Here is a 25,984-nt window from a genome sequence, read left to right as displayed (position 1 = left end):
ATGATCCGCGCGAGAAACCTCGTGAAGAACTACTCCCTCGGCCACACCACCGTTCACGCGCTCCGAGGCGTGGACCTCGACATCGCCCGGGGGGAGCACCTCTGCGTCTCCGGCCCCTCCGGCGCGGGCAAGTCCACGCTGCTCAACATCCTCGGCTTGCTCGACGACGCCTCCGCCGGAGAGTTCTCCTTCGACGGCGTGCAGATCGGCTCGCTGAGCGATCGGCAGCGGCATCGCTTCCGGCGAGATCGAATCGCCTTCGTCTTCCAATCCTTCAACCTGGTGCCGGTGCTCGACGCCCGCGAGAACATCGAGTTCCCGCTCCTGATACAGAAAGTGCCGGCTCCGGAGCGCAAGAAGCGGATCCTCCAGCTCGCGGAGGAGGTGGGGATCCGCGACTACCTCGACCACAAGCCGGACGAGCTCTCCGGCGGCCAGCGCCAGCGGGTGGCGATCGCGCGCGCCCTCGTGACGAAGCCCCAGGTGGTCTTCGCCGACGAGCCCACCGCCAACCTCGATTCGGTCAACGGCGCCGCCGTCCTCGACGTGATGCGGAGGCTGAACCGCGAGGAGAAGACCACCTTCGTGGTCGCGAGCCATGACCAGGTGGTCATGCGGGAGGCCGACCGGATGATCCGCGTGGTGGACGGGGTCGTCGCGGATGTTTGACGGTGGGTCCGGCCCCGGCCTGGCCGCGCTGATCGCCGCCCTGGCGGCGATCCAGCCGGACGCGGCCCCCCCGGCGCCGGAGCTCCCCGCCGCCGTGGCGACCTCCGATCGTCCCGCCGACGACGGCGCGGCCAGGCCGAACCAGGGAGGTGGCCTGCTGAGCGGGACGAAGCTCTGGGGCAGCACCTACTACCAGGCGGTCGGCGCCGACGGCTCCGGCTACACCCGCGGGCCCTGGAGCGTCGCCCAGGAGGCAGGGCTGTCCGTGAACGTCCGGAGCGAACGCGGGTTCGAGCTCCTCGCCAACTTCGTCCTCCCGGTCGATCTCGACCAGAACCTGAGCTCGAGGACGGTCATCCAGCAGCTCTCGGTGCGGATCGCGCCGTCGGACCGCGTGACGATCATCGGGGGCAAGCAGCGGCTCAACTGGGGGACCGCCCTGATCTTCTCGGCCATCGACACCCTCGAGCCGCGAGCAAACCCCCTCGACGTCCGGCCGCTTCCACCCGGGGTCTCCGGTCTCAAGGCGGTCGTCATCCCCAACGACTGGCTCAGCCTCAGCGTCGTCGTGCTCCCGTCGTCGGAGGCGCGCTGGAGCCGCACCGCGGCCCGCGTCGACTTCGTGGCCGAGGACGCGGGGCTCGACCTCGGGTTCGGGGCGGTGAGGTACGTCTTCGCCGACCGGGACGTCGCGCCGGGCGCCGATCCGGTGAAGCGCGCTCGTTTCGCCTTCCTCAGCGACGGCGCCTGGTCCAGCGGCGACCTGGTGCTGTACGAGGAGCTCCAGCTCCGCCGCGGGCGGGAGGCCGGTTACAGGCTCCCCGGCATGGCGAGCTTCTCCGACCTGGACGACGGCGCCCGGCCGGTGTTCCGCGGGGTCGCCGGGGTGAGCTATCAGCTCGGTGTCGGGCTCTCGCGCCCCGTGAACCTCGTGGCCGAGTACCTCTACAACGGTGACGGATTCAGCACCGGCGAGGCGCGTGCCTTCGCGGCGGACCTGGCGGCCTGGGACGCCGCCGGGCGCCCCGCCGGCTCGGACCTCCCCGCCCTGCTCCAGGGCATCGGGGGGTTCCGCCGGAACTACGCGTCGTTCGGCATGCAGAACCTCGCGGTGCGGCGCTACCTCCTGCTGAGCGTGAACGGCATCGTCGGCGTGGACACCCTCTTCTCCCGGTTCGCCGGCACCGTCGAGTGGGTGCCCACGCAGGGGACCGCCGTCAGCGCGCGGTACGAGCACTTCACGAGCTTCGCCGCCTCGAGTCGTCCCTCCGAGCTGCTGATGATCCCGTTTCGCCATCGACTCACCGCGACGTTCTCCACGACCTTCTGATCGGGGCGCGTGACCGAGGCGCAGCGCAGGGCTCAGCCGAACTGCCGCCGGAACCGCCACAGCCCGGCGCCGAAGCAGGCGGTCCCGAGGGCGGCGATGGCCGCGACGTGCGGCCAGAGCACCTCCATGCCGACGCCTCGCAAGAGGATGCCGTAGGCGACGCTCACGAGGTGGCGGAGGGGCGAGAGGCTCATCACGGCGCGGAGGGGCTCGGGCTCCGCCTCGAACGGCGACCACGTGCCCGAGAGCTGGAGCACGGGCATGAGGGTGAGCAGGATGAGCAGCCCCACCTGCGTGGTGTTCCGCGCGAAGGTGGAGAGGACGAGGCCCAGCGCCGCGTTCGTGAACGCGTACAGCGCGGTGACGGCGAGGAGCAGCGTGAGGCTGCCGTGCGCCGGCAGCCCGTAGACCGCGCGCAGGATCCCGTGGAGCGCGATCCCCGTCCCGAGCAGCGCGACGAAGACCATGGAGAGCGCCTTCGAGAGCATCACCTGGAGCGGCGTCAGCGGAGACACGAGGAGCTGCTCGATCGTGCCGTGCTCCTTCTCGCGCACGGCCGCCGCGGCGGGCAGGAGCACGCAGGCGACGGTCATCATGCTGAGGAGCTCCGCGAGGGCGTTCCCCCACGCGTCGTCGAGGTTCGGGTTGTACCAGGTGCGGCGTCGGTTCTCGATCGTCGGCAGCGCCGCGACGTCCACCCCGAGCCGGCCCAGGTTCCGGGCCGCCTGGTCGCGCGAGAGGCCGTCGGCGATCCGCCCGGCGTAGCTCGGCGCGAGCCAGGCCGAGACGACCCGGCTGCCGTCCACGACGAGCTGGACGGTGGCGGGCGTGTCCCCGCGCCCGAGGTCGCGCGAGAAGGTGGGAGGGATGTCCACGAAGAACCGGACCTCGCCGTGGTCGAGCGCGCGGAGCGCCTCGCCGGGATCGCGCACCTCGCCCCGCAGCGTGAACCAGGGCTCGCGCAGATCGTGGACGAGCTCGCGCGAGGCGGCGCTCCGGTCCGCGTCGCGCACCAGGAAGGGCGCGTGCGACAGCTCGCGGGTCCCGCCCGCGACCAGGACGAGCTCGACCGTGAAGAGGTAGACGACGTAGAGGAGGAGGGGCCGGTCGCGCCAGAGCTGGCGGAGCTCCTTCACCGTGAGGGCGAGCACCTGCCGCCCCCAGACGACGCCGGCGGTCACGCGCGCCTCCGCTTGTGGAAGAGGAGCCAGGCGAGCCCGGGGAAGGCCGCCGCGAAGAGCGCCAGCGCGCAGAGCTCGCGCCACAGCTCGGCGGCCCCCATGCCCTTCAGGAAGACGCCCTGGACGAGGTCGTTGAAGTACATCGCGGGGAAGACGTGCGCGATGAGCCAGCCCGGGCCCGAGAGCGACTCGACGGGGATGTACATCCCGGAGTACTGCGAGCCGACGAGGGTCGCGACGACGACCGAGATGATCATCGCGGTCGTCTGGGAGTCCACCAGCAGCGAGATGACCAGCCCGATCCCGGGCGTGGCGATGACGTAGAGGAGCGAGGCGGCCGCGAAGAGGAGGAGGCTCCCGTGGAACGGCGCGCCGAACCAGCCGACGGCGAGGAGCCAGAGCAGGACCGTGTTGGCGCAGCCGATGGCGACGTTGGGCAGGAGCTTCCCGACCAGGAACTCCGCCCGCGTGACGGTCGAGGAGTGGACGTTCAGGATCGACCCGCTCTCCTTCTCGCGCACCACCCCGAGCGCCATCAGCAGCGGCGCGACGAACATCAGGATGAACATCAGCATCGAGGGGCCGACCGACCAGACGGTGCGGAGCTGCGGGTTGTAGAGGTACCGGACCTCGACCCGGATCGGGTTCAGCAGCGTCAGCGCGCGCTCGACCGACACCCCGAGCCGCCGCGCGACGGCGCCCGCCTGCAGCTCCGCCGTCGCCGCCGCCGTGATGGCCTCGACATAGCCCTGGAGCGTCCGCGGCGGCGTGCTGTTGCTGAAGCTGCCGTCGATCCAGGTCTGGATCGCGGCGGATCGCCCGGCGACCAGGCGCCGCTCGAACTCCTCGGGCACCACCACGACCACGCGCACGTCGCCGCGGGCGAGCCGCGCCGCGGCCTCGCGCTCGGAGTCCACGTACCCCGCGAGATCGAAGTACACGGTGTTCCCGAACCGCTCGGCGAAGCGCCGGCTCGTGTCGGTGCGGTCGTGGTCCACCACCGCGAGCGGCACGTGCTCCAGCGACTGCCCGCTGCCGTAGGCGAAGACGAGCATGAGCATCGCCGGGAGCACGAACGCCAGGCCGAACAGCTTCCGGTCGCGGACGATCTCGCGCCACTCCTTCCGGGCCAGGGCCGCGACGCGCACGAGGTTCACGAGCGCCCCCCGGCGCGCCAGGCCTCGCGCTCCTCGAGGGCGCGGACCCGGTAGATGAAGACGTCCTCCATCGAGAGCGGCACCGGCTCGATCCCGCGGCAGGCGATCCCGGCCGCGGCGAGGCTCTTGCGGATCCGGGACGCGTCGCGCTCGGGCTCCGGCGACAGGACGTGGATGCGGCGGCCGAAGAGCACCGGGTCCCCGAGCCCGTCGCGGCGGAGCCGCTCGACCGCGCCGGCCGGGTCGTCGGCGACCACCTCGAGGAGGCGCCCCGCGTCTCGCTCCACGTCGCGCTTGAGCACCGCCGGCGGGGCGTCGCTGACGATCCGGCCCGCGAACATGAGCGCGAGCCGGTCGCAGCGCTCCGCCTCCGTCATCGAGTGGGTCGTGACGAGCACCGCGACGCGCTCCCGCCGCGCCAGCTCGAAGAGGATGTCCCAGAAGCGGCGCCGGCCCAGCGGATCGACGCCGGAGGTGGGCTCGTCGAGGAACACCACCTCCGGCCGGTGGACGAGCGCACAGCCGAGGGCGAGCCGCTGGCGCATGCCCATCGGCAGGCTCGCGGTCCGGGCGTCGCGGTGGCGCGCGAGCCCCGCCATCGCCAGGAGCGCGTCGGCGCGCTCGCGCGCCGCCGCGCGCCCGAGGCCGTAGATCCCGGCGTACAGCGAGACGTTCTCGGCGACGGTGAGATCGGTGTAGAGCGAGAACGCCTGGGACATGTAGCCGATGCGGCGCTTCACGGCGCGATCGGAGCGCGCCATGTCCACGCCCGCGACGCGGCCGCGCCCGGCGCTCGGCCGCAGGAGGCCGGTCAGCATCTTGATGACCGTGGTCTTCCCGGCGCCGTTCGCGCCGAGCAGGCCGAAGATCTCCCCGGGTCGGACGCGGAAGGTGACCTGGTCCACGGCGCGGAACGCGCCGAAGTCGCGCGTCAGCCCGTCCGCCTCGATCGCGTCGCCGCCGCCCGGCGCCGCCGGCGCGCCGACGGCCACCGGCGGGCCCGCCTCGACGCGCGCCCCCTCGCGCCGGAGGAGGGCGACGAACGCGTCCTCGAGATCGGGCTCGTCGGCCGCGACCCGGCGCGGCGGCGTCCGCGCCAGTGCGGACCGCACCCGGGCCGTCGCCTCCTCGGGCGTCGCCGCCTCCACGAACACCCGCAGCGTGCCCCCGAGCGCCTCGACCTGCGGGAACGCCGCCTTCAGCGCCGCGAAGGCGTCCGCCTGCGGCTCCGCCTCGACCGACACCGCGGCGCCGGGGACGAGCCGGCGCACCTCGGTGGGATCGCCGCTGGCGACGCAGCGGCCCTCGTGGAGGAGCGAGACGCGGTGGAACCGGCTCGCCTCGTCCAGGTAGGCGGTCGAGATCAGCGCCGTGAGCCCGCCGGACCGGAGGAGCTCGGAGAGGATCGCCCAGAAGTCGCGGCGCGAGACCGGATCCACGCCGGTCGTCGGCTCGTCCAGCACCAGCAGCTCGGGCTCGTGCACGAGCGTGCAGATCAGGCCGAGCTTCTGCTTCATGCCGCCGGAGAGGTGCTTCATCGGCCGGCGGCGGAACGGCGCGAGCCGCGTCATCGCGAGGAGGCGCTCCTTGCGCGCCGCGAGCGCGGCGGCGGGGACGAGCCGCAGGCGCGCGAAGAAGTCCACGTTCTCCTCGACGGACAGCTCCGGGTACAGGTTCAGCCCGAGCCCCTGGGGCATGAACCCGATGCGCCCCTTCACGCGCTCGGCGCTCGCCTCCGAGTCGATGCGGACCCCGAGGACCTCGAGCACGCCCCCCTCGAAGGAGAGGACGCCCGCGATCGCTTCGAGGAGGCTGCTCTTGCCGGCCCCGTCGGCGCCGATGAGCCCGTGCAGCTCCCCGCGCTCGACGCGGAGGTCCACCCCGCGCACGGCGGGGCGCCCGCGGTACCGCTTCCACATCCCCGCCGCCCGGACCACGGGCGGCCCGCTCACCAGCGCGGCTTCCCCCACGGGACACCTTCCTTCCAGCGGATGAGGGCGTCCGCGGACAGGCCGGGCGTGAGCTCGTGCCGAGGGTTCCGGACGAGATACAGCTTCACCGCGTAGACCAGGCGCGCCCGCTCGTCCGGCGTCTGCACCTCCTTCGGCGTGAACTCGGCGCGCGAGGCGATGAAGCGCACCTCGGCCGGGTACGGGGCGTCCGGGAACGCGTCCGTGAAGACGCGCGCCGGGATCCCGAGGCGCACGCGTCCGATGTCCTTCTCGGGGACGAAGCACTTCAAGTACAGCCGGTCGAGATCGACCACCTCGAGCAGGGGCGCGCCCGCCGCGACGACCTCGCCCGCCTCGACGTAGCGCGTGGTGACCGTGCCGGAGGCGGGGCTGACGATCGCGAGATCGTCGAGGGCGACCTGCGCCTGCGCGAGCTGCGCGGCCGCCTGGCGCGCGACCGCCTCGAGCACCCGCACCTGCTCCTCCTGCGCGCGGACGCGGGTCGGGCCGAGCCGCGCGTCGGCGAGCTGGCGGGCCGCGCGAGCGGCCTCGGCGCGGGTGCGCTGCTCCTCGCGATGGGCGACGCGCGCCGCGACCTCGAGGCGCTCCGACGCCTGCGGGTCCATCGCGCCGCCCTCGCGGAGCCGGCGCGCCCGCTCGCGCTCGCGCGCGGCCTGCTCCGCGCTGGCGCGCGCCTTCTCGAGGCTGGACCGCGCCGCCGCGAGCGACGCCTCCGCCGCGTCGGTGGAGATGGGGGCGCTCCGGCGCAGCACCTCGAGCTCGGCGGTCGCGGCGGCGACCCGCGCCCAGGCGGCCTGCTCCGCGGCGCGGGTCTCGTCGAGGCGGGCGCGCGCCGTGTCGTCCTCGAGCCGGACGAGGAGCTGGCCCGCCCGGACCGCGTCGCCCTCGCGCGCCGCGAGCACGGCGATGCGCCCAGGCAGCTTGCCGGAGATGATGACAGGGTCGCCCTCGATGCGGCCGTTCACCTGGATGAGGCCGTCGGGGACGGCGGACGCGCGCGCGAGCCGCCGCTGGACGATCACCGCCGCGGCCACCACCGCGAGCACGGCGGCGCCGGCGAGGACCCAGGTCCGACCGCGGCGCGGGCCGGGCGGGCTCGGGCCGGGGAGCGCCTCGCGCTCCGAGCCGGGGACGGGCGCGGGCTGCAGCGGGATCTCGCGACCGGTCGCCATCGCGCTGCCCACGATCTCGGGGAACCGCCACACGTTGGACCGGCCGGAGCCCTCCGGTCCACGCGCCACTTGTAGCGCGGCGCCCGCGGGAACCTGCCGGGGGGAGGCGCCGGGTACACGGGCGGCCGTGCGCGCCAGCGGGCGGCGAGGGCACGCTCGACTACAGGTGGGCGGCCTCGGGCTTCCCGCGCACGTGCATCACGATGGGGATCGTGCTGAGCCCTCCGATCGACAGGAGCGCCCAGCCCGCGCCTCTTCGCGCGCACTCTCCGAGCCTCCCCGCGATGAGGAGCCCGATCCCGACGCCGAGCGCGACTCGTGTGCCGGCGATCAGCCCGATCTCCGGCGCCGTCAGCGTCCTCGCCTTCATGGCGTTCCGCCCGCCTTCCCTGCCCCCTCCCGCCTCGGCGTGAGGCGGGGCGTGGGGACTCACGCGTCGCACGCCGGTGAGCTCCGGCGAGACGGCGCTCCCCAACCATTGCGCACGCGGCACCGGACCGGCCGCGCTCGCCTTTTCGCATGGAAGAAGCGCCCCGCGCCTCGGGGACGATTGGTCGACGCCAGGCGGCCCGATCGAGGAGGCCGGCGCCCGCGCGCTCCCTCGCGCGATGCAGGACGCCCCGGCCGGCCCCAGGATCCCGGTGCTGGATGCGAACGTGCCTCCGAGGAGCGCCCATGCCCACGACGAACCCGCAGACCGGAACCCGCATCGACGAGGTGGCCGACGGCATCTACCGGATCAGCACGCCCGTCCCGCCGAGCGTCATCCCGGGTGGCTTCTCGTTCAACCAGTACCTCGTGGCCGATGACGAGCCGCTGCTGTTCCACACCGGCCTGCGCCGGCTCTTCCCGCAGGTTTGCGAGGCCGTGGAGACGGTCCTGCCCGTCGCGCGCCTCCGCCACCTCGCCGTCTCGCACTTCGAGTCCGACGAGTGCGGCTCGGCCAACCTGCTGCTCGGCGCCGCTCCGGACGCGGCGCCGGTCTGCGGGCGGATCAACGCGCTCATCAACGCCGACGCATGGGATCGGCCTCCGCGCGCCCTCGCCGACGGCGAGCTCCTCTCGCTCGGGCGCCACGCGGTGCGGTGGTTCGACACCCCGCACCTGCCGCACGGCTGGGAGTGCGGCTACCTCATGGAGGAGCGCACCCGGACGCTCCTGTGCGGCGATCTCTTCACCCAGGCCGGCGCCGACTTGCCACCCCTCACGAGCGGCGACCTCCTCGGGCCGAGCGAGGCCATGCGGGCGAGGCTCGACTACTTCTCGCACACCTCGCGCGCTGCCGCGCTCCTCGAGCGGCTCGCCTCGTGCGCTCCCACCACGCTCGCCTGCATGCACGGCAGCGCCTGGGAGGGCGACGGCGCGGGGTTGCTGCGGGCGCTCGGGCGCGTGCTCGGCGAGGACGCGCCGGCCCCGGAGCGCGGCGCCGGGGGGACCTCGACGCGATGAACCGCTGCGCGGCTTCTCCTGAATTGTGGAGCCCGGCGCCTCGGTGAGCGCCGGGCTCCACCTCGATCAGAACGCGAGCGCGACGCGCGCGCCGGCCATGCCCGGCTCGAGCCCGACCGAGACCCGCGTCGAGTCGCCCAGGTGTAGCCACGCCCCGGCCGCGAGGGCGACCGCGCCCGCACCGCCGAGCGCGACGCCGGACCACGCGAGCGCGTTCGAGGAGCTACGAGAGGTCGCGGCTCGCCCGAGATCGCCCCGGGCGAGCGCCGCGTTGGCGTCGTTCGAGGCGGCCCAGGCGAGGGTGCCGCTCGCGGCGGCGCCGACGATCAGGGCTGCTCCGCTCCCCAGGAGGATGTTGCCGACCACGTGTCGGCTCGACGCTGCGGTGGGCTCCCCGCGGTTACCCGCCTCGACGGGCGGAACCGCGGAGGTGCGCGCCGGCGCCGGCGGACGCGCCGAGAGGCTCGGCGGCGCGCTGGGGATCGCGGCCCTCGCCGCCGTCGCGGCGGGCGGGGCGACCGGGCGCGAGGGCATGACCGGCGGGGGGAGCTCGCCGCTGAGGACGAGGATGGACCCGACGAGCCGCTGCGCGAGCCGCGCCGTCGCATCGCGCGCCAACCGCTCGTCGCGCGCGACCGTCTCCATGCCCTGGCCGCGCAGCGAGCCACGCTTGCCGTCGCGCAGGCGCACCTCGACGCGCCAGCCCGCCCCGGCGTCGGTGACGCTCGTCACGAGGAGGTAGTCGGCGCGGGCAGCCGCGCAGGTCGCGACGACGCAGCCCGCGTCGGTCGCGCAGGCCGCGGCCGAGGCGGTGCTGCCCACGATCCGCCCCACCTCGTCCGGCGACATCGCGTCCGCGCCGGCCTGCTGCGCCGCCGCCGCCGCGGACCGCGCGGCGGCGGTGGACGGTGCGGAGGCGCCCCCAGGGGCGGCCATCACCGCGACGCGCGGCTTCGGCGCCCCTGCCCCGGCGGCGACGGCCGCCGGGGCGAGGGCGAGCGCGACGAGGACTGCGATCCCCATCGTGCTGGCGCGGTTCATGGCGTCGCGACGATCGAGATGTCGTCCACGTACGCGTACGAAGTCGTCGAGTAATACCCGTACTGATAGGTATTGCACACGATCTGGACGTTCTGCCCCGCGTAAGCGGTGACGTTCGCCGTCGCCGTCGTGAACCCGGTCGTGCTCGAGTACGTCGAGAAGATCGTGGTCGACCCTCCGGTCGTCAGGTTCTGGACGGCGCAGCTGGTATGGTCGCCGGAGTAGCCCGAAGTGTGGCGGTAGGAGACCGACGCCACGATCGAGGAGTACCCCGAGGGGAGCGCGATCGTCGGCGAGGTGATCTTCGAGTCCCCGTACGTATAGGACGCGCCGCCGCCGAGCATGGCGGAGTAGCTGCCGGTCGCCGCTGCCGCCGTCGACACGGACGGCGCGACGGCGTTCCCGGTGGTGGAAGTCGTCCAGGGGGTCAGGACCCCGGACTCGAAGGTGCCGTTCGACACGAGCTGCACCGGACCGAGCGTACCGGCATAGCTCTTCATCGCGTTGCCGCTCGAGTCCTTCGCGCCGGAGACGGTGTAGCTCCCGTTTCCGTTGGTCGAGGCGGGGATCGTGATGGAAAACTTCCCACTCATCCCGTCCGCGTTCCAGACGAACGGCCCGGCGGTCACGCTCGCGGGAAGCGTGATGGTCGGAACGACCAAGTTGTCCATGTACTCGCCGAACGTGACCGAGAGCGTGATGGTCTTCGGGGACGTGCCCGCGCTGTTATCGGAGTTCCCGGACTGGAAGGCGGTCTGGACGACCGGCGCGACCGTGTCGGTCAGGTGGACGGGGGTGACGCTCGTGGGCGAGAGCGCGCCCGCGGCGTTCACCGCCACGACCGCGAAGTCCACCCCCACGCCGAAGGCGAACGGCGTCTGCTTGCTGTCGCTGTAATAGTCGAACGTGGCGGGGAGCGTCACGGTCGCGCTCGGGGCGGGCGAACTGCCGACCTCCTGCACGAGGAGGTAGTCCGGGTTCCGGCTCGTGTCACGCACCCACACCTGGTAGCCGGTGGCGTTCGCGGAGGGGTCCCAGTTCCAGGTCAGGGTGAAGCTGGCCGTGTCGTAGTCCGCGGCCTCGGGCGTCACGACGACGAGGCCGGCGACCGCGGGTGGCACGCTGGTCGGGACGATCGCAGTGACGGAGCGGGACACGGTGAGCGGCGCCCCGTTGACCGCCGCGACGGCGTCGACCTTCAGCGAGTAGGCGTGGTTCGCCGCGAGCAACGTCCCCGTGGGCGCGGGCGCGACGGTGAGGATGGTCCCGGTCGCGTCGAACGTCGCGACGATCGCGACGGGCTTCTGCGCGGTGGGGTCCGCGGTGGTGTCGTCGAGCGTGACGGACGTGAGGCCCTGGTCGAGCACCTGGTTGAAGGTGAGCTGGATGGCGGTGTTCGCCGCGATCGTGCCGGTCTCGACGTTCGAGGCGATGAGCAGGAGGTCCTCCGCGGCGAGCCGGAGGTCGACGTCGAGGAGCGAGCTGACCTGCGGATAGGTCGAGCCGGCGTACGACTGCGCGCCGTAGTCCGCGACGCCATCCCCATTCGCGTCCCACGGCTGGGCCACGACCGCGACCGGCAGGCCGGTCGGGGCGCCGGGGAGCCCGGTGAGGGTGTACGCCCCCTGCGCGTCCGTCCGGGCCGTCGCGACGAGGTCGAAGCCCTGGGGCCGCAGATCCGCCACGAGCTCCACGCCGCTCGCCGGCAGGAGGTCGCGGCCGTACACGTGCCCCTTCAGCGTCGCGTTCGCCTGCGCCATCGCCTGGTCGACCTGGACGACGCCGTTGCTCGGGTAGTCACCGGCGCTGTTGGGGATCTGGGGCGCGTCGGCAAACCGCGGCACATACCCGGCGGCGGCGAACCGCACCGTGTAGGACGCGCCCGGGACCAGGCCCCGCAGCGCGTACGCACCGTTGGAGTCGGTCGTCACGGAGATGATCCCGCCGTTCGGGCTCGGGACCGAGACGGTGACGCCCGGGAGCGGCGCCCCCGTACGAAGCGACGTGACGACGCCGACGACGGAGCCCGTCAACTGCGACGCTCCCTGAGTCGTGTCGACGGTTTGATTGCCTTGACTGCAAGCAGCGACGAAGACGAGCGCGATGGCCGCGCCGAAAATCCGGTTCATCATCCCCTCCGAGAAAAACAGGTGAGGACGATTTCCCCCGCCGTAAACCCAACGTCAACTGGGAATATTTCCGCACCGTCAAAGCACGTTCGGCGTGCTCGCGAGCATCGAACGGCGCGAGGCGAGACCACCAGCGGATCCGCGCGCTTCGCCGCGTGAGGCCCATCGCACCCAGGGGCTATCCCGGTGGCGCGCCGGCCCCGCGATCCGATTCACAAATGGTGATTTCGCTGAAGCGCACGAGGCGTACCTCGCGCAGGGCGACGCCCGCCTGTTTTCACGCCCTCCGCGGCACGATCCGGACGCTCGGCGCCTTCACCACCGCGGCGATGGGCCGTCCGGCGGCCAGCCCCATCCGCTCGGCGCTGGCGCGCGTGACGAGCGCCACGAGCTTCACGCCGCAGTCCACGGTGATCCGCACGAGCGGCCCCTCGTCGCGGCGCGCGACGACGGTGCCGGCGAGCCGGTTCTGGGCGGAGGACTCGTGCCCGCCGGGCGGCTCGAGCACGACGTCCTCGGCGCGGACGCAGGCGTACGCCTCGTCCTCGACGCCGCCCGGGTCGATCGCGACCAGCTCGGCGGCCCCGGCCCGGACGACCAGGAGCCCGTCGGCGCGGCGCACGAGCCGCGAGGGGAAGACGTTCTCGGTCCCGACGACGCGCGCCACCTCCGCGTCCACGGGCGCGGAGAAGACCTCGGGGACCGAGCCGATCTGCCGGACCGTGCCGTCCACCAGGACCACGAGCCGATCGCCGAGGGCGAGGGCCTCGGTCCGGTCGTGCGTGACCACCACGGCGGGGACCCCGGAGCGCTCCAGGAACTGCCGGAGCTCGCCGCGGAGCGCCTCGCGGGTCGGGGCGTCGAGCGCGGACAGCGGCTCGTCGAGGAGCAGGAGCCTCGGCCGCGGCGCGAGGGCGCGCGCGAGCGCGACGCGCTGGCGCTGCCCGCCGGAGAGGTCGCCGGGCCGGCGCCGGAGGAGGTCGGAGAGGCCGAGGCGCTCCGCGAGCTCGACGACGCGCGCCTCCCGCTGGGCGCGCGGCAGCCGGTGCAGGCCGAAGCCGACGTTCGCCGCGACGGAGAGGTGCGGGAAGAGGGCGTACTCCTGGAACAGCAGCCCGACCCCGCGCGCCTGCGGTGGGACGAACGTCCCCCGGTCCGCGTCGAACCACGTCTCCCCGTCGAAGACGATCTCGCCGGCGTCGGGCCGGACCAGCCCGGCGAGCGCGCGCAGCACGGTGGTCTTGCCGGCGCCGGACGGCCCGAAGAGGACGGTGACGGGCGCGCTCCCCAGCGGCCAGGACGCCCGGGCCGAGACGACGGGTCCCCGCGGGAACCGCCGGACCACGTCGAAGGTCAGCGCTCGTTCCATGGGAAGACCGGCCGCCGCTGCAGCGCGTAGACGAGGGCGAGCACCGCGAAGGAGACGGCGAGGAGCAGCCCCGCGGTGCGGTGCGCCGCGTCGTACTCCAGGGCCTCGACGTGGTCGAAGATGGCCACCGACAGCGTGCGGGTGCGGCCTGGGATGTTGCCGCCGACCATCAGGACGACGCCGAACTCGCCGAGGGTGTGCGCGAAGGTGAGGACCGCGCCGGCGAGGATCCCCGGCCAGGCGAGCGGGAGCGTGACGCGGAAGAAGGTGCCGAGCGGCGAGACGCCGAGCGTGTGCGAGGCCTCGACGAGCCGTCGATCGACGCCCGCCAATGCGCCGGCGAACGGCTGCACGGCGAAGGGCAGGCTGTAGAGCACCGACGCCGCGAGCAGCCCCGCGAACGAGAACGGGAACGGGTGGCCGACGACCGCCGCGAAGGCGCGCCCGGCCGGGCTGTGCGGGCCGAACGCGGTGAGCAGGTAGAAGCCCAGCACGGTCGGGGGCAGCACGAGCGGCAGCGCCACGACCGCCTCCACGAGGAACTTGCCCCGGAAGCGGCTGACGGTCAGCCACCACGCGAGCGGCAGCCCGAGGACGAGCAGCGTCACGGTGGTGAGCCCGGCCAGCTTCGCCGAGAGCGCGAGGGCGGCGGTGTCCATCGCGCCTACGGCAGCCCGTACCCGTACCGCGCCAGGATCGCACGCCCCTTCGCGCCGGCGACGAACGCGAGGAAGGCGCGGGCGAGCCCGGGGTCGCGCGCGGTGGAGAGCACGACCCCGGACTGCTCGACCCTCGGGTACAGGCCGGCCGGGACCGGGACGACCTTCCCGCCCGAGAGCCCCTTCCCGAACGTGAGGGAGTACGGGAGGAAGGCCACGTCCGCCGCGCCCGTCGTGGCGAACTGCGCGGCCTGCGCGACGCTCGTGCCGAGCACGAGCTTGCCCTTCACCGCGTCGAGGACCCCGGCCGCCCGGAGGGCCGCCTCGGTGGCGCGGCCGAAGGGGGCGACGGCGGGGTTGGCGATGGCGATCCTCCTGACGGAGGGGTCGCCGAGGGCGGCCAGCCCCCGCCGCGCCAGGTCCACGGTCGAGCCCGGCGGCAGCCAGGCGACCAGCTTCCCGTACGCGTAGACCCGCTCGTCGGACGGCGACGCGAGCTTCGCCGCGACGAGCTTCGCCGGGTACTCGCGGTCGGCTGAGAGGAACACGTCGAAGGGCGCGCCGTTCTGGATCTGCGCGAAGAACGTCCCCGAGGCCCCGAGGACCAGGCTCACCTCCACGCCGGGGTGCTCGGCCTCGAAGCCCCGCTTCAGCTCCTCCGCGGCGGTGGAGAGGTTGGCGGCGGCCGCCACGGCGAGCCGCGGCCCTGCGTGCGCCGGCGCCGGGAGCGCCAGGAGCGCGAGAGCGACGAGCAGCGCGCGGCGTGCGTGGTGGATCACGGTGCGTTCCATGAGGGTTCCGACGGGCGATCGACCCGTCTCCGGAGCCCCATCGTACCCCGGAGCGACACGCGGCTCCATCCGCGTACCCGTGGAACGCGACCGGCGCCGCGCCGCGGAGCCGGGGGGGTCACCGCGCGCTCACGGGGTCCGCCGGGCCGGCCGTGACCACTCGTCCTCGCCGTGGTGCGGGTACTCGACCTTCCTCGGCGGGTTCAGGTTCTCCTTGATCGCGCGGGGCGACACCCAGCGGATGAGGTTCCACGCGGACCCCGCCTTGTCATTCGTGCCCGAGGCGCGGGCGCCGCCGAACGGCTGCTGGCCCACCACGGCCCCGGTCGGCTTGTCGTTCACGTAGAAGTTCCCGGCCGCGCCCTCGAGCGTCCGGCCGAGCCGCTCCACCGCCGCGCGATCCTGCGCGAAGACGGCGCCGGTGAGGCCGTAGGGGGAGGTCGAGTCGCACAGCTCGAGGGCCTCCTCCAGCCGCGCGTCGGGGTAGACGAACACCGTCAGGACCGGCCCGAAGATCTCCTCCTGCATCAGCCGGTGGCGCGGGTTGGTGGTCTGCACCACCGTCGGCTCGACGAAGTAGCCCACCGCGTCGTCGCAGTGACCGCCGGCGAGGACGGTCGCGTCGGGCGAGCTCCGCGCGAGCTCGAGGTAGGAGCGGACGTTCTCGAAGGACGCGCGGTCGATGACCGCCCCCATGAAGACCCCGAAGTCGTCCACGGGATCGCCCACCTCGAGCGTCGCGAGCTGGCCGAGCAGCCGGTCCTTCACCGCCGGCCACAGGCTCTCCGGGACGTACGCGCGCGACGCCGCCGAGCACTTCTGCCCCTGGTACTCGAACGCCCCGCGGCAGAGCGCCGTCGCGAGCGCGTCCACGTCCGCCGAGGGGTGCGCGAACACGAAGTCCTTGCCGCCCGTCTCGCCGACGATCCGCGGGTAGCTCCGGTACCGCGGGAGGTTCTCGGCGATGGTGCGCCACATGCCCTGGAACGTCGCGGTCGAGCCGGTGAAGTGGAGGCCGGCGAGCGCCGGGCTCGCGAGCGCGGGGTCGCCCACCGCCCGCCCCGGGCCGGGCACGAAGTTGACGACGCCGGGGGGCAGCCCCGCGGCGTGGAGGAGCTGCAGGAGCCACCAGGCGGAGAGGATCGCGCTCGAGGCGGGCTTCCACAGCACGGTGTTGCCCATCAGCGCCGGGGCCGTCGGCAGGTTCGCGGCGATCGAGGTGAAGTTGAACGGCGTCACCGCGAGGACGAAGCCCTCGAGGGGCCGGTACTCGACGCGGTTCCAGACGCCCGGCGGCGAGAGCGGCTGCTCCTCCTGGAGGCGCTCCGCCCACGCGACGTTGAACCGCCAGAAGTCGACGACCTCGCACGCGGCGTCGATCTCCGCCTGATCCACGGTCTTCGACTGTCCGAGCATCGTCGCGCCGTTCAGCGTCGCGCGCCAGGTGGTCGAGAGGAGCTCGGCCGCCTTCAGGAACACCGCCGCCCTCTGGTGGAACGGGAGCGCGGCCCACCCCGGCCGCGCCGCGCGCGCCGCCTCGACGGCGCGCTCCACCTCGGCCGCGCCCGCCTGGTGCCACCGCGCGAGGCGCTGCGCGTGCCGGTGCGGCGCGCGGGCGTCGGCGAGCCGACCCGTGCGCACCTCGCGGCCGCCGACGACGAGCGGGATCTCGAGCTCCTGGTCCGCCAGCTCGGACAGGCGCGCGCGCAGGACCCGCCGCTCGGGGGAGCCCGGCGCGTACGAGAGGACGGGCTCGTTGCGGGGCGGGGGGACGCGGAAGAGGCCGTTCGACATGGGCGCACTCCTGCTCGCCGGGCGCCGTGCGACGCACGCGGCGGGCGCTCGGTCGCGTTGAAGCGAATGTACTGGACGCGCCTCTGGCCCGCAGGATCCCAGGGCGGCCTTCCCCCGCGGGGACCCACCGCCGGCCTCGCGTCCGCGAGCGTCGCGCCGTGCGCCCCACACAGGCGGGCGCTCGGTCGCTGATGTAGGGATTTCGCGATATGCGGACTTCGTTGGACCGCCGCCCGTTTGTCGCAGGCGCATTTGCCGCAGATCTCCGTTCCCTTCCGGGCCGTACGCTGATCGCGTCCGTCGGCGCGCCCCTTCGCGACCGACTCCGAAGCCCCAGCAACCCGGAGATCCCATGTCCAAGAACCTGTCCCGCCGCGAAATCATCACCCGCGCCGTGTACGCCGTCGGCGGCGCCGCGACCTTCGCCAGCGTGCAGGCGTGCGGCTCGAGCGCCGCCACCACCACCACCACGCCCACGACCGGGCCGACCCCGAAGGACTTCCCCTACGAGCAGCACCTGCCCGCCGGGTATCGACTCGATCCCGCCGCGGTGAAGGAGCCCGCCTACCACGCGTACTACGAGGCCGACGGCGGCTGCTGCCATGGCTCGTACAGCGCGCTGATGAAGCACCTCGCCGCCACCGCGGGGGCGCCGTTCGATCAGCTCCCGGCCGACTTCGGCAGGTTCGGGGCGGGCGGCATCGCCGGGTACGGGAGCATCTGCGGCTCCCTCCTCGGCGGGCTCCTCGTCATCAACCAGATCGTGTCCGACAAGACCGCGCGGAACGCCATGATGACGGACCTCCTCCGCTGGTACGAGGGGGCGAGCTTCCCGTCGTACACGCCCGCCACGGTGGACGCGGCCGAGACGGGGAAGACGACGCTCGACTTCTCCGCCGCCAACCTCGTCAACCTGCAGACCACACCGGGGTCGCACCTGTGCCACGCGTCCGTCAGCGGCTGGTGCGCGGCACGAGGCGTCGCCGCGAACGGCCCTGACAAGCTGGCGCGCTGCTCGCGCCTCACCGCCGACGTCGCCGCCAAGGTCGCGGAGATGATCAACACGTACCTGGCGAGCACCACGACGCCGAAGACCTACGCCGCCGCCGCGATCGACTCTCGGTCCAACACCTGCCTCGGGTGCCACCCCAAGACCTCGACGACCCGCCCGGTCGCCTCGGGCATGGCCTGCACCCCCTGCCACTCGAACCAGTCGCTGCCGAGCACTCACCCGGTGATCCCGTAGGGACCCCGCACGCGCGCAGGCCTCGAGGCCGGCCTCGCCCTCTTTCCGGGCAGGGCCGGCCTCTCGCCTTCTGCCGGGACTCGGAGCGGGGCATGCGGCGAGGACCTCTCTTGCCGCTCACCGCACCGCGACGCCTCCCGTCCGCAGCACGGCGGCGACCTTCCGGCGCAGCTGCCCCGGGTCGCCCTTCGGCACGTACCCCGCGATCCCGAGCCGCTCGGCCGCCTCGCGCAGCGCCTGCTCGTCGTTCGACGAGTACAGCAGGACGCGCACCCCTCGCGTGCGCTCGCGCCCCTGCAGGACGGTGACGAGCCCCTCGCCCGACAGCGCCGGCATGTTCACGTCCACGAGGATCAAGTCCGGCTCGTACCGCAGCACCTTCTCGGTCGCGCCGAAGGCGGTGGAGTGGACCCGGACCTCGTACCCCTCGGCCTCGAGGAGCTCCTTCGCGCAGACGAGGTGCGTGGCGTCGTCGTCGACGACCAGGATCTTCGGGCTGCTCACGGTGTGCGCTCTCCTCGCGGGGCGATGCCCGGCAGGTGGACGGTGAAGGTGCTGCCCGCGCCTCGGCGGCTCTCGACCTGGACGCTCCCGCCCAGCAGCGTCGCAAGCGAGCGGGTGATGACGAGCCCGAGCCCGGTACCCTCGTGCGTGCGCGTCGCCGCGTCCTCGAGCTGGCCGAACGGGACGAACAGCCTCGGCAGGTCCGCCGCGTCGATGCCGCACCCGGTGTCCTCGACCGAGAGGATCGCGCCGCCCCCCGCCCCGGGCGCGGCGGCGACGCGGATGAACCCGGCGTCGGTGAACTTCGCCGCGTTGCCGACGAGGTTCACCAGGATCTGGCGCACCTTCGGCGCGTCCGACCGCAGGACGAGCCCGGGCGCGACCTCGACCCGGACCTCCACCGGCTTGGAGCCCACGAGCAGGCGCGCGGTGCCCGCGACGTCGCTCACGACCTCGGCGAGGTCGAAGGGCGCGGGGGACACGGTCATCCGCCCCGCCTCGAGCTTCGAGAGATCGAGGATGTCGTTGACGGTCGACGCGCTCCACGCGCTCGTCCGGCGCCACCCGCGCGTCGCCGGTCAGCACCTCGCCCAGGGAGGAGCGCCGGGACTCCTCCGCCGCGAGGACCAGCTCGATGCGGGTGGGTGTCGCCATCAGCACGCTCGCTCCCGTACCGCCGCGACCTCCCGCGGCGCCGGCGCTCGATCCTGAGCGGCCCTCGTGACTCCCGCGCGGCGTGGCGGTGACGGTTGGGCGACCGCGGGCGATGGGGCGGCCAGCTCGAATCCGCTCGCGGCGCGTCCTCACCGACTCGCCGCACGCTCGTGACCTGCGGGTCACGAGGCCCGCCGAGCATCCCCTCCGCCCCAAGGAGGCCCGAAGTCGGCGCGCTGCTCGGCCGCGTGGACGCGTGCTGGTTCACGGTGAAGGAGGACAACGTCGCCGCGCGCGCGCTCCACGCGGCGCTCGGCGCCCGCGACGTCGAGGTCCGCGAAGACTTCTACGGGCCCGGCGACCGCCGGATCGTGACGCGCATCGAGCGCCACGCCTTCGAGCGCCTCGAGGCGCGGATGCAACGGCTCGGGATCCTGGACCGCGGCGCGGTCTCGCGAGCTCGCCGGATCACCGCGCGATCCCGCTCCGAAGGTGGCGCAGCACCCGCTCGCCTTCGTGAGCGCCCGCGCTCGTGGCCGGCGCTCGGAGCGCGGCGCCTCGCGGCGAGCGGAGCAGGGCCGTCGGAGGCCCGCTCGGCGCTCGCACGCGAGCCGCACCGCCCGCCATCACTGTTTCAGGTCGATCCCGTGCTCCGGCCGGTAAGGACCGGCCGGGAAGCCCGGGCCAGGGAACGCCATCGCCTTCCAGCTCGCCTGGCGCGCGAGCGGCATGTAGTTGGGCGACGCCTTCGTCACCGCGGCCGACACGATCGCCCCGAGGAGCCCGCCGCCGCCGGAGTCCGACGAGTACTCCATCTTCTGGTGCTCCTCCCAGAGCGTCGCGCCCGTCTTGCCGTCCTTCAGCACGTACTGGAACTCGACCGTCACGTAGGTGGACACGAGCACCCACTTCGCCTCCCACTTCTCGATCGTGACGTAGAGGATCGCGTCGGCGCCGAACAGGCTCGCGAGCTTGGCCGGGTCCGCGCCGTGGACGAGCGCCGCGTCGGAGAGGCCGTCGTCCTCGAGGAGACGCTTCACCAGGTTGACGGGGAACACGTAGTAGCCGCGCTCGCCCACCGGGACCGGGAGGGTGGAGAGGAAGTAGTCGGGCGCGTTCACGTCCACGCTGTTGTTCACGACCGGGACGACCAGGATCGAGCGTGGCTGGGCCGCCACGAGCTTCGCGTAGTCCTTCTTGGGCGCGGTCGCGCAGCCGGCGGCGAGCACCACGAGCGCGACGCCGAGCGCGAGCCGGCGCGCCGCAGAGCGGCAGATGAAAGTCATCGCTTCGTCTCCACCGCGCCGGCCGGGCCGCGCGTCGAGGCAGGGATCCGCGCGCCGGCGACGTTGCCGGCCCGCTGCTGCGCGTTGCGGATCATCTTCTCCATGAGGACGCGCGACTCGGGCCACTTCGTCTTCTCCTTCTCGAAGTAGGAGATGGCCTCCTTCGTCTGGCCCTCCTCGAGGAGCGCGTACCCGAGCTCCGCGTACACGCCGGGCGGGACGCGTTCCCCGTCCTGCTCCGCTGCGAGGACGGTCTCCTCGAGCCCCGCGACCCACGCCTCGCGGTCGAGCGGCCGCTTGTAGTGCTTGTAGAGGGTCTCGTCGTAGCTGCCCCAGTGGTACGTGGTCCGGGCGGCGCAGCCGGAGACGGCGAGGGCGACGGCGAAGGCGAACACGGGCGCGCGCATCAGTGCACCACCACCGTCTTGAGCTCGCTCTCGACGAAGACGCGCTGATCGAAGACGACCTGGTCGCCCTGGCGGAGCTCGAGGTCGTGCGTGCCCGGCTCGACCCGGAGCACGTTCGGATGGCCGTCGTACTCGCGCGGATCGCCGACCGCGACGCCGTCCACGTAGAGGACGGTGCCCCAGGGGGCGCCGGAGAACGCGATCGCGGGGCGGGTGTCCACGGTGCGGACGACCGTGGTCGGCCCCGCGCAGGCGGCGAGCGCGAGGACCGCGGCGGCGAGGAGCTTCCTCATGGCTGGCCTCCGTCCTTCACCTGCACGACGTACAGCCTGGCGAGCGCGGCGCGGTCCACCGCGCCGGCCACGACCTGGCACACGGAGCCTTCGCTCGTCTCGTCCTCGCCGAAATTCGAGAGGACCCGGAGCGCCGCGACCCGCCGCGGCGGCAGCGTCAGCTCGAAGCCGGACTGCTTGCTCTTCACGACCTGGCCCGCCTCGAGGACGACGAGATCGTCGCCTGGCCGGAGCCCCTGGCTCCGCCCCCCGCTCACGAACACCTGCGAGCCCTGCACCTCGACGATGTCGGTGCGCCACGGCCGCTCGCCGAGCTTCGACACCAGGCGATCGATGAGGTCCGAGATGGCGGCCGCGATCGCGCGGTCGTTCAGGGTCGCGTCGTACTCGGAGCGGCTGCCGAAGCCGGCCACCTCGCCGACCTCGGTGGAGGCCTGGCCTGCGCCGGTGGCCGAGAAGTAGGCGTGCCCGGTCTTCACGTCCACGAGCCGGACGTCGACCTTGGCCTTCGCGATCTGCTCCTTCGTGCTGGAGAGGAACCCGACCTTGCCGCCGACGGATCGGCCGAACTCCGTGACCGAGCCGACGATCAAGGTGTCCGCGCCCACGAGCGCGCCGGCCTTGGCGACGCCCTGCTCGCGCTCGATCTTCGCGGCGTCGGGGCGCTCGAGCACGATGAACTGGCCCGACATGACGAGCCTCGACGAGAGCATGTCCGACGCCTGCTTCCCGAGCCGGTCCAGATCGGCGTCGTTGAGCAGCGACCGACCGTAGGTCGTCTCGTTCGTGAACCGACCGATCGCGACCTTGCGCTTGTAGCGCACCGTTCCCGGGACCTGGCGCGCCGCTTGCGCCTGGACCTGCGCGCGCCCGGAGACCGGCGACTCCACGACCGAGGGCCGCTGCGACGGCGTCGCGCACGCCGACAGCAGGAGCAGCGCCCCGCCGGTGACAAGACGAACTCGCATCCCTGTTCTCCTCCTCGCCGCCGGGCGGCGACCTCGAGCTGCTGGTCCTGGAGCGATCGCACCGGCCGCGCGCGAGCCGCGGCGGCCGCGTGATGGTCAGAAGCGATACTGGAGCGTCGCGGCGATCCGCAGCGTGTCGAGCCGTGTCCTCACGCCGTCGAGCCGCGGATCGAGGAACGTCCACCGCGCCTCGACCCCCACGAGCGTGGTCGGCCAGAGCTCCGCCGCGATCGCCGCGCCGAGGTGGTAGCCGAAGGCCGTCGCGTGCTCGGTCGTGCGCACGCCGGCGAGGCGGGTCGTCAACCACGGGTTGTGGAGGCCGACGCCGCCGAGGCCGGAGAGCTCCATCCGCTGCACCGGCACCCGGAGCCGCAGGCTCACCGTGAAGGGGAGGTCCTGGTAGACGAGGGTCGTCCCGCTCGAGCTCCCCTCCGCGCGCTCGTACGCGAGCGCGCCCTCGACGCTCACGTTCGGGTTGAACCGCGCGCCGAACGTGCCGCCGACGTCGTAGCCGGGATCGAGCGGATCGAGCGCGCTCGACCGCGGGAACACCGCGCCGAGGTGAAGCTGGAGGTAGGTGTCGGGCCCGGATGCGTCCGAGACGGGCTGGGCCAGCCCGACGGCCGGCGTCAGCAGCGCGACCGCGGCGAGCGCGGCGGCGAGAGCTCTCATGTGTCGATCCTCCCCTCGAGCGTTTCGACGCGGTCACGTTACCCTAGGTGATGCTCGAAAGGGGAGCCGTCTTCCTCGGGATCGCGTCACCAGATCCCGTGACACGGCGCCGACACGGCCGACGATCCCGCGGTGGGTGCTCGCTCACCCGCTCACGGCCGGGGACGAGCGTGGGTCGCCTCGGCGTCGGGCGCGTCGCGCACCGATCGCTGGGCACCGTTCGCTGCGCGCTGGACGGGGCTCCGCCTTGACCCGGACCCTGCCGCGCCGCACAACAGCGGGATGACGCACCCGCTCTCCGTCGGAGGCCGTCGCGCTCCACGCGGGCGCGTGGCCATGACTCTTTCCGCGGAGGCGTCCCCGTGCCAGGTCTCGTCGCGAGCGCGTGCATCCAAATGCTCCTGGTCGCGGCCCCGGCGGCGCGGCCCGTCCGCGGCGCGGAGGTCCCCATGACGAATCCCCTGCTCCTCCCCTGGTCCGGACCCTACGGCGGCGTCCCGCCGTTCGACGCGGTGAAGGTGGAGCACCTCGCGCCGGCGCTCGAGCGTGCGATGGCGGCGCAGCTCGCCGCCGTGGACGCCATCGCGACGAGCCCCGAGCCGCCCACCTTCGAGAACACCCTCGCCGCCCTGGAGCGCTCGGGCCGCGCGCTCGATCGGGTCCTCGCCGTGTACGACGTCTACTCCTCCACGCTGAGCACGCCGGAGTTCCAGGCGGTGGAGCGCGAGGTGGCGCCGCGCCTCGCGGCGTTCCGCGATCGGATCACCCAGAACGAGCGGCTCTTCGCGCGCATCGAGGCCGTCTACGCGACGCGCGACCGGTCCTGCCGGACGCCCGAGCAGCGCCGCCTCGCCTGGCTCCACCACACGAACTTCTCGCGCGCGGGCGCCCGGCTCGACCCGGCGGCCAAGGCGCGCGTCGCCGCGATCAACGCCCGGCTCGCCGCGCTCTTCACCGCGTTCGGGCAGAACGTGCTCGCCGACGAGGAGTCCATGCTGCTCCTCGACGACGAGCAAGCGCTGGCGGGGCTCCCGGCGTCGGTCGGCGAGGCGATGAGCGCGGCCGCCGAGGCGCGTGGGCAGCGGGGCAAGTGGGCGGTCCTGAACACCCGCTCCGCGGTCGAGCCCTTCCTCACCTACTCCGCGCGTCGCGACCTCCGGGAGCGGGTGTGGCGCACCTTCGTCCTGCGCGGCGACCTCGGGGGCGCGCACGACAACAAGGCCGCCGTCGCCGAGATCCTGCGGCTGCGCGCCGAGCGGGCGCGCCTCCTCGGCTACCCGACCCACGCGCACTGGCGGCTCGAGGACCAGATGGCCGGGACCCCCGAGCGCGCGCTGGCGCTCATGGAGGCGGTGTGGCCCGCGGCGGTGGCCCGCGTCCGCGAGGAGGTCGCCGACATGCAGGCGATCGCGGACCGGGAGCGGGCCGGGATCACCATCGAGCCGTGGGACTACCGCTGCTACGCCGAGAAGGTGCGCAAGGCGAGGTACGACCTGGACGAGGACGAGGTGAAGCCGTACCTGCAGCTCGAACGGCTGCGGGAGGGGATGTTCTGGGTCGCGGGCGAGCTGCTCGACCTCCACTTCACCCCGGCGCAGGGCGTGCCGGTCTACCACCCCGACGTGCGCGTGTGGGAGGTCCGGGACGGGCGCGGCCGGCTCGTCGGGCTCTGGTACTTCGACCCCTACGCGCGGGAGGGGAAGCGCTCCGGCGCGTGGATGAGCGCCTACCGGAACCAGGAGCGGTTCGAGGAGGAGATCACCACCATCGTCTCCAACAACGCGAACTTCGTGAAGGGGAAGCCGGGGGAGCCGGTCCTGGTGAGCTGGACCGACGCCCAGACCCTCTTCCACGAGTTCGGCCACGCGCTGCACGGGCTGAGCTCGAGCGTCGCGTACCCGTCGCTCTCCGGGACCTCCGTCGCGCGCGACTACGTGGAGTTCCCCTCGCAGCTCCTCGAGCGCTGGCTCGCCACCCCCGAGGTGCTCGGCCGCTTCGCCCGCCACGTGAAGACGGGCGCGCCGATCCCCGCCGCCCTCGTGGCCCGGATCGAGCGGGCGGCGCGCTTCAACCAGGGCTTCGAGACCGTGGAGTACCTCGCCGCCGCGCTGGTGGACATGAAGCTGCACCTCGCGGGCGAGCGGCCGATCGATCCGGCCGCGTTCGAGCGCGACGCCCTCGCGGCGCTGGGGATGCCGCGCGAGATCGTGATGCGCCACCGCCTGCCCCAGTTCCAGCACCTGTTCGCCGACGACGGGTACTCGGCGGGCTACTACGCCTACCTCTGGGCGGACACCCTGGCCGCCGACGCCTACGAGGCGTTCCTCGAGGCGAAGGGCCCGTACGACCGCGAGGTCGCGAGGCGCCTGCGGGAGCACGTCTTCTCGGCCGGGAACACCGTCGATCCCGCCGAGGCCTACCGCGCCTTCCGCGGGCGCGACGCCGGGATCGGGGCGCTCATGCGGCGGCGCGGCTTCCCGGAGCCGGCGCAGGCCCCGTCTCCGAAGAGCTGATCGGGGGGCGCGGGGAGGCCGCGTCCTCCGCTAAACGAGGGTTCGCGATTCGCGAACACCTTCGGTGTCGCGCCTCGCGCCCTCGTTTAGCCATGTTTACACGGGGGCTGCGCCCCCGCCCCGTCGAGCGAAGCCCGCCGTGGCCCCACCCCTGGCTCCGCGGGGCCCACGCGCGCTGGCGCGCGCTGTCCCGCGGGGAGGAGCGCTGCCCCTCCCCACCTGCGGTGGGGCCCCTCCCCGCTCACCGTTCACGAATCATGATCGGCCGTTCAGCCGCCAGCGCCCGCCGGGCCCCCGGAGGGCGCCGGGGCGTCGCCGAGGTGCGCGCGGAGCGCCTGCGGGCTCATGGTCCGGTCGAGGATCGGGAACAGCACCTCCTCCTCGAGCTCGAAGTGCGCGAGCACCACCCCGAGCAGCCGGTCCGCCCGGCGCGTGAAGTCCGCGGCGGCTCCGTCGGCGGCGGACGCACTCCGCGCGAGCTCGTCGAGCGATCGGCGGATGATCCGATGCTCGTAGCGCATCGACGCGCTGAAGGCAGCCGGCCCCTCGCACGCGAACTTGTCCACGAGCGGGTGCACGGTCCGCTCCTCCCACTCGAGGTGCGGGCGGAGGAGCTCCTCGAGCTCCTCGACGAGCGCGCGCCTCGCGCCGGCGCGCACGCCCGGCGGCGCCGCCGCGCGCGCGCCGACCCGCCCGGCGACGTCCTCCAGGCGGCCGCGCAGCGCGG

At 73.6% G+C, this 25,984-nt stretch carries 24 protein-coding genes; 5 read left to right on the top strand and 19 right to left on the bottom strand.

Annotated features, from left to right (window positions below; translation table 11 throughout):
- Positions 1 to 669, top strand: a complete 669-nt coding sequence (locus MNZ27_RS15420; protein WP_242394979.1) for an ABC transporter ATP-binding protein — start codon at positions 1 to 3, stop codon at positions 667 to 669.
- Positions 662 to 1,999, top strand: a complete 1,338-nt coding sequence (locus MNZ27_RS15415) for a hypothetical protein (RefSeq protein WP_242394978.1) — start codon at positions 662 to 664, stop codon at positions 1,997 to 1,999. The genes MNZ27_RS15420 and MNZ27_RS15415 overlap by 8 nt, the downstream gene beginning before the upstream one ends.
- 32 nt (positions 2,000 to 2,031) lie before the next feature.
- On the opposite strand, the gene MNZ27_RS15410 is transcribed toward MNZ27_RS15415, so the two are convergent.
- The 5 genes from MNZ27_RS15410 to MNZ27_RS15390 all read right to left on the bottom strand — a co-directional run bounded on the left by MNZ27_RS15410 (position 2,032) and on the right by MNZ27_RS15390 (position 7,852).
- Positions 2,032 to 3,180 carry an ABC transporter permease gene (locus tag MNZ27_RS15410; protein WP_242394977.1) on the bottom strand — a complete coding sequence of 383 codons (1,149 nt, stop codon included), beginning with the start codon at positions 3,178 to 3,180 and terminating at the stop codon, positions 2,032 to 2,034.
- Positions 3,177 to 4,337 carry an ABC transporter permease gene (locus MNZ27_RS15405; protein WP_242394976.1) on the bottom strand — a complete coding sequence of 387 codons (1,161 nt, stop codon included), beginning with the start codon at positions 4,335 to 4,337 and terminating at the stop codon, positions 3,177 to 3,179. Before MNZ27_RS15405 ends, MNZ27_RS15410 begins: the two co-directional genes overlap by 4 nt.
- A complete protein-coding gene (locus tag MNZ27_RS15400; protein WP_242394975.1) occupies positions 4,334 to 6,307 on the bottom strand; it encodes an ATP-binding cassette domain-containing protein in 1,974 nt (657 codons plus the stop codon). The genes MNZ27_RS15405 and MNZ27_RS15400 overlap by 4 nt, the downstream gene beginning before the upstream one ends.
- Positions 6,286 to 7,482 (bottom strand): HlyD family secretion protein, encoded by a 1,197-nt coding sequence (locus MNZ27_RS15395; RefSeq protein ID WP_242394974.1) that lies wholly within the window; start codon positions 7,480 to 7,482, stop codon positions 6,286 to 6,288. The genes MNZ27_RS15400 and MNZ27_RS15395 overlap by 22 nt, the downstream gene beginning before the upstream one ends.
- 160 nt (positions 7,483 to 7,642) lie before the next feature.
- The gene (locus tag MNZ27_RS15390) at positions 7,643 to 7,852 is read right to left on the bottom strand and encodes a hypothetical protein (protein WP_242394973.1); all 210 of its coding nucleotides are present in this window, start codon (positions 7,850 to 7,852) and stop codon (positions 7,643 to 7,645) included.
- Positions 7,853 to 8,157: 305 nt separating this feature from the next.
- On the opposite strand from MNZ27_RS15390, the gene MNZ27_RS15385 reads away from it, so the two are divergent.
- Positions 8,158 to 8,931, top strand: a complete 774-nt coding sequence (locus tag MNZ27_RS15385; protein WP_242394972.1) for an oxygen-binding di-iron domain-containing protein — start codon at positions 8,158 to 8,160, stop codon at positions 8,929 to 8,931.
- A gap of 66 nt (positions 8,932 to 8,997) precedes the next feature.
- On the opposite strand, the gene MNZ27_RS15380 is transcribed toward MNZ27_RS15385, so the two are convergent.
- From MNZ27_RS15380 to pruA, 6 genes are all read right to left on the bottom strand, one after another.
- The gene (locus tag MNZ27_RS15380) at positions 8,998 to 9,972 is read right to left on the bottom strand and encodes a hypothetical protein (protein ID WP_242394971.1); all 975 of its coding nucleotides are present in this window, start codon (positions 9,970 to 9,972) and stop codon (positions 8,998 to 9,000) included.
- Entirely contained in the window at positions 9,969 to 12,005 is a 2,037-nt protein-coding gene (locus tag MNZ27_RS15375) for a carboxypeptidase regulatory-like domain-containing protein (RefSeq protein WP_242394970.1), read from the bottom strand. The genes MNZ27_RS15380 and MNZ27_RS15375 overlap by 4 nt, the downstream gene beginning before the upstream one ends.
- A gap of 373 nt (positions 12,006 to 12,378) precedes the next feature.
- Positions 12,379 to 13,470: an ABC transporter ATP-binding protein gene (locus MNZ27_RS15370; protein WP_242394969.1), complete on the bottom strand. Its 1,092-nt coding sequence runs from the start codon at positions 13,468 to 13,470 to the stop codon at positions 12,379 to 12,381.
- A complete protein-coding gene (modB, locus tag MNZ27_RS15365; protein WP_242394968.1) occupies positions 13,455 to 14,129 on the bottom strand; it encodes a molybdate ABC transporter permease subunit in 675 nt (224 codons plus the stop codon). The genes MNZ27_RS15370 and modB overlap by 16 nt, the downstream gene beginning before the upstream one ends.
- Positions 14,130 to 14,134: 5 nt before the next feature.
- A complete protein-coding gene (gene modA / locus MNZ27_RS15360) occupies positions 14,135 to 14,920 on the bottom strand; it encodes a molybdate ABC transporter substrate-binding protein (RefSeq protein WP_242394967.1) in 786 nt (261 codons plus the stop codon).
- A gap of 129 nt (positions 14,921 to 15,049) precedes the next feature.
- Positions 15,050 to 16,714 carry an L-glutamate gamma-semialdehyde dehydrogenase gene (gene pruA, locus MNZ27_RS15355; protein WP_242394966.1) on the bottom strand — a complete coding sequence of 555 codons (1,665 nt, stop codon included), beginning with the start codon at positions 16,712 to 16,714 and terminating at the stop codon, positions 15,050 to 15,052.
- Positions 16,715 to 17,066: 352 nt separating this feature from the next.
- Between pruA and MNZ27_RS15350 the strand changes: the two genes are divergently transcribed.
- Complete coding sequence (locus tag MNZ27_RS15350) at positions 17,067 to 17,960, top strand: C-GCAxxG-C-C family protein (RefSeq protein WP_242394965.1); 894 nt, start codon at positions 17,067 to 17,069, stop codon at positions 17,958 to 17,960.
- Positions 17,961 to 18,077: 117 nt separating this feature from the next.
- On the opposite strand, the gene MNZ27_RS15345 is transcribed toward MNZ27_RS15350, so the two are convergent.
- The 7 genes from MNZ27_RS15345 to MNZ27_RS15315 form a co-directional block, all read right to left on the bottom strand.
- Positions 18,078 to 18,464, bottom strand: a complete 387-nt coding sequence (locus MNZ27_RS15345) for a response regulator (protein ID WP_242394964.1) — start codon at positions 18,462 to 18,464, stop codon at positions 18,078 to 18,080.
- Positions 18,461 to 18,952 carry an ATP-binding protein gene (locus MNZ27_RS15340; RefSeq protein WP_242394963.1) on the bottom strand — a complete coding sequence of 164 codons (492 nt, stop codon included), beginning with the start codon at positions 18,950 to 18,952 and terminating at the stop codon, positions 18,461 to 18,463. Before MNZ27_RS15340 ends, MNZ27_RS15345 begins: the two co-directional genes overlap by 4 nt.
- A 792-nt stretch (positions 18,953 to 19,744) precedes the next feature.
- On the bottom strand, positions 19,745 to 20,404 hold the full coding sequence (locus tag MNZ27_RS15335) for a DUF799 domain-containing protein (protein WP_242394962.1): 660 nt from the start codon (positions 20,402 to 20,404) through the stop codon (positions 19,745 to 19,747).
- Positions 20,401 to 20,811, bottom strand: coding sequence for a DUF4810 domain-containing protein (locus MNZ27_RS15330; protein ID WP_242394961.1), 411 nt, complete (start codon positions 20,809 to 20,811; stop codon positions 20,401 to 20,403). Before MNZ27_RS15330 ends, MNZ27_RS15335 begins: the two co-directional genes overlap by 4 nt.
- Positions 20,811 to 21,104, bottom strand: coding sequence for a hypothetical protein (locus tag MNZ27_RS15325; protein WP_242394959.1), 294 nt, complete (start codon positions 21,102 to 21,104; stop codon positions 20,811 to 20,813). The genes MNZ27_RS15330 and MNZ27_RS15325 overlap by 1 nt, the downstream gene beginning before the upstream one ends.
- Positions 21,101 to 22,072, bottom strand: coding sequence for a CsgG/HfaB family protein (locus tag MNZ27_RS15320; protein WP_242394958.1), 972 nt, complete (start codon positions 22,070 to 22,072; stop codon positions 21,101 to 21,103). Before MNZ27_RS15320 ends, MNZ27_RS15325 begins: the two co-directional genes overlap by 4 nt.
- Positions 22,073 to 22,168: 96 nt before the next feature.
- Positions 22,169 to 22,744, bottom strand: a complete 576-nt coding sequence (locus MNZ27_RS15315) for an outer membrane beta-barrel protein (RefSeq protein ID WP_242394957.1) — start codon at positions 22,742 to 22,744, stop codon at positions 22,169 to 22,171.
- Between the two features lie 395 nt (positions 22,745 to 23,139).
- Here MNZ27_RS15315 and MNZ27_RS15310 point away from each other — a divergent pair, with 395 nt between their 5' ends.
- Positions 23,140 to 25,257, top strand: a complete 2,118-nt coding sequence (locus MNZ27_RS15310; protein ID WP_242394988.1) for a M3 family metallopeptidase — start codon at positions 23,140 to 23,142, stop codon at positions 25,255 to 25,257.
- A 269-nt stretch (positions 25,258 to 25,526) separates the two neighbouring features.
- Here the strand turns inward: MNZ27_RS15310 and MNZ27_RS15305 are convergent.
- On the bottom strand, positions 25,527 to 25,984 hold a 458-nt coding region (locus tag MNZ27_RS15305), incomplete at its 5' end, for a hemerythrin domain-containing protein (RefSeq protein WP_308197968.1).

Source organism: Anaeromyxobacter oryzisoli (genome assembly GCF_022690765.1).
Taxonomy (GTDB): domain Bacteria; phylum Myxococcota; class Myxococcia; order Myxococcales; family Anaeromyxobacteraceae; genus Anaeromyxobacter; species Anaeromyxobacter oryzisoli.
This window is presented reverse-complemented; position numbering and strand designations above follow the sequence as displayed.

What these genes read in the sequence shown, in the direction of transcription:
- MNZ27_RS15315 (WP_242394957.1), bottom strand. Translation starts at nt 22,744, where the DNA reads ATGAGAGCTCTCGCCGCCGCGCTCGCCGCGGTCGCGCTGCTGACGCCG.
- MNZ27_RS15370 (WP_242394969.1), bottom strand. Translation starts at nt 13,470, where the DNA reads ATGGAACGAGCGCTGACCTTCGACGTGGTCCGGCGGTTCCCGCGGGGA.
- MNZ27_RS15335 (WP_242394962.1), bottom strand. Translation starts at nt 20,404, where the DNA reads ATGACTTTCATCTGCCGCTCTGCGGCGCGCCGGCTCGCGCTCGGCGTC.
- MNZ27_RS15420 (WP_242394979.1), top strand. Translation starts at nt 1, where the DNA reads ATGATCCGCGCGAGAAACCTCGTGAAGAACTACTCCCTCGGCCACACC.
- MNZ27_RS15310 (WP_242394988.1), top strand. Translation starts at nt 23,140, where the DNA reads ATGCTCCTGGTCGCGGCCCCGGCGGCGCGGCCCGTCCGCGGCGCGGAG.
- MNZ27_RS15330 (WP_242394961.1), bottom strand. Translation starts at nt 20,811, where the DNA reads ATGCGCGCGCCCGTGTTCGCCTTCGCCGTCGCCCTCGCCGTCTCCGGC.
- MNZ27_RS15380 (WP_242394971.1), bottom strand. Translation starts at nt 9,972, where the DNA reads ATGAACCGCGCCAGCACGATGGGGATCGCAGTCCTCGTCGCGCTCGCC.
- MNZ27_RS15320 (WP_242394958.1), bottom strand. Translation starts at nt 22,072, where the DNA reads ATGCGAGTTCGTCTTGTCACCGGCGGGGCGCTGCTCCTGCTGTCGGCG.
- pruA (WP_242394966.1), bottom strand. Translation starts at nt 16,714, where the DNA reads ATGTCGAACGGCCTCTTCCGCGTCCCCCCGCCCCGCAACGAGCCCGTC.
- MNZ27_RS15350 (WP_242394965.1), top strand. Translation starts at nt 17,067, where the DNA reads ATGTCCAAGAACCTGTCCCGCCGCGAAATCATCACCCGCGCCGTGTAC.
- MNZ27_RS15415 (WP_242394978.1), top strand. Translation starts at nt 662, where the DNA reads ATGTTTGACGGTGGGTCCGGCCCCGGCCTGGCCGCGCTGATCGCCGCC.
- MNZ27_RS15385 (WP_242394972.1), top strand. Translation starts at nt 8,158, where the DNA reads ATGCCCACGACGAACCCGCAGACCGGAACCCGCATCGACGAGGTGGCC.
- MNZ27_RS15325 (WP_242394959.1), bottom strand. Translation starts at nt 21,104, where the DNA reads ATGAGGAAGCTCCTCGCCGCCGCGGTCCTCGCGCTCGCCGCCTGCGCG.
- MNZ27_RS15340 (WP_242394963.1), bottom strand. Translation starts at nt 18,952, where the DNA reads ATGACCGTGTCCCCCGCGCCCTTCGACCTCGCCGAGGTCGTGAGCGAC.
- MNZ27_RS15395 (WP_242394974.1), bottom strand. Translation starts at nt 7,482, where the DNA reads ATGGCGACCGGTCGCGAGATCCCGCTGCAGCCCGCGCCCGTCCCCGGC.
- modA (WP_242394967.1), bottom strand. Translation starts at nt 14,920, where the DNA reads ATGGAACGCACCGTGATCCACCACGCACGCCGCGCGCTGCTCGTCGCT.
- modB (WP_242394968.1), bottom strand. Translation starts at nt 14,129, where the DNA reads ATGGACACCGCCGCCCTCGCGCTCTCGGCGAAGCTGGCCGGGCTCACC.
- MNZ27_RS15390 (WP_242394973.1), bottom strand. Translation starts at nt 7,852, where the DNA reads ATGAAGGCGAGGACGCTGACGGCGCCGGAGATCGGGCTGATCGCCGGC.